2 protein-coding genes are annotated in these 1,993 nt (G+C 38.1%); both read right to left on the reverse strand.

All coding sequences use genetic code 11. The annotated features are described in order from the left end of the window. Positions 1-115: 115 nt before the first annotated feature. Positions 116-1,024 (reverse strand): hypothetical protein, encoded by a 909-nt coding sequence (locus ACFV4F_RS43185; RefSeq protein ID WP_375839305.1) that lies wholly within the window; start codon positions 1,022-1,024, stop codon positions 116-118. A gap of 90 nt (positions 1,025-1,114) precedes the next feature. Next, positions 1,115-1,288, reverse strand: a complete 174-nt coding sequence (locus tag ACFV4F_RS43190) for a hypothetical protein (protein WP_375839303.1) — start codon at positions 1,286-1,288, stop codon at positions 1,115-1,117. Positions 1,289-1,993: the final 705 nt, after the last annotated feature.

A 1,993-nucleotide genomic window follows, 5' to 3' on the forward strand; every position in this document is an offset into this window, starting at 1 on the left:
CCCTAAATCGTGGTGTGACAATGGGTTCTCGCCGGCTCGAAATCGGTTTGTCATTCTGACAAATAACCCTTCGGGAAATAAAAAAAACGGCTCCATAAAGAGGAACCGTTTTGCTTCAAAAATCACGTTTTGTGTTATACTGGAGAAACGAAATTGTGTTTTCAAAATTGTCATTTTCGACATGATAACTTTTCTCGTAGTGTGGTTTTGCCGAACCCACTACTTTTTTTATGTCTCCGAACTTCATTTCTTCCCGTTCCGGCTTAACAATCCCTTTTGATTTTCGATACATATTCATTCCGGAAGGATACATGTGCAGCCGTCCGCCTTTTAAAAATTTCTTTTCCCGACCTTCTACGATCTTTGTTTGCACCTCACAGCCCTCTGAAGCCACTTTTAAGGCTGTTTCCCTGTCTTGGACATCTTCTAGGTCTATATCAGTCAAATAAGCGCTCAAATAGGCTCCTATGTTGTCTATATCCTTTAATGACTTGATTGTTACAAATCCTAAACCCCATAGACTCCTTAATTCAGCATTTTTAATATAAATCTTATCCAAATCATTAAAGCGCATTAAAACATGACAATGCCAGGCTCCACGTCCTTGTGGCTCTACCACCGATAAATAATCTATCGAACTTTCTTTCTTGTATTTATAACGCAACCTGTCGATAAAATTTTGAAAATCACTATAAAGTTTTTTCGTGTCCGTCATATTTTTCTTGTATGTCAAAGTTATATGTAATTCATTTGGCCGTCCTATAAAATTGTTATTTATCAAATAACGCAGCTTCTTAAAGGTTTGTCTCAAAGAATTATAATTTTCCTGCCGATTTTCCGAATGCTCGAACTCCCGGATCTCCCCAGTAGAGAGGTCTACAAACCTATCCTTGTCCAATTTTTTGATATTATTTTTCCGGTTCATCTTCTCCATATGCTGAACTTCAATGACGTGATTCATAGTGGTCACTTTTACAACATCATTTGGAGCTATGAAAACCGCGTCACCATTGCGTTTATCCATCCATTTCCCCTCAATTTTTCCTGTAATGTTTAATTAAAATCAAGTTAATAATAAAGAACCCCAAATCCGAAGTCAGTTTTTCAACAAAAATTAGCGTCCTTTTCCCAAATAGTCCCTATACAATTCCTTAATAGCAAACTCAATTACAGCATCTTTTGAAACTCTTCCAAATTCATTGTGTTTTGTAAAATGTTCGGCTAATAACTCTAGCTTTTTAAATGTTTCAACAGTAATTCGAGGTCCAATTTGTTTTTTCTCTTCCATCCAAACACACTCCTAACAAGTTGTTAACATAATTCTAACATTGGAAATAATAGAATTCAAGAACAGAAAAAAGAAGCACACTCGGAATGATATTTCGTTTCCTTTTGATTCCGAGCCTCCACCCCTTACAATCCCCAAAGGCAACCGACAAGGGAAAATTCGTCCCTTATCGGCACCTCCGGAAATTGTACAGCAAGGGGTCACTCCCAATAAAAAGACTACGACATATAAAACAGGTTTAGCTTCAGAGAAAAAGAGCATAAGGAAACTCGGTGCCACCCTAAAAAAAAGGGTGTCAAACAGGCTGTGCCTGTTGAGTTTCTATGCTCTTAGAACAGGTGCCGTTTTTGAAGCCAAAGATATAGCATAGATACCCCATAGATATAGCAGGGATATACCAAAATATCTCTAGAGATACGGGTATCTATGCTATATCTCTCTACAAGATTCCTCCACACGCTTGACGGAAATGCTTCAGCATTTTAGCACTCACTCGACAGAGTGTATAAGTGCGCCATTCGGAATTTCAAAGCTTCAAATTTCACAGAGAGTGCCCATTTATACACACCCCCTAAATCGTGGTGTGACAATGGGTTCTCGCCGGCTCGAAATCGGTTTGTCATTCTGACAAATAACCCTTCGGGAAAAAAAAAAAAACCCTCGATAAAGAGGAACCGTTGTTGGTAAAAAAAGAGATATTTTGTT

Source organism: Kitasatospora sp. NPDC059722, from assembly GCF_042733235.1.
GTDB lineage: Bacteria > Actinomycetota > Actinomycetes > Streptomycetales > Streptomycetaceae > Kitasatospora.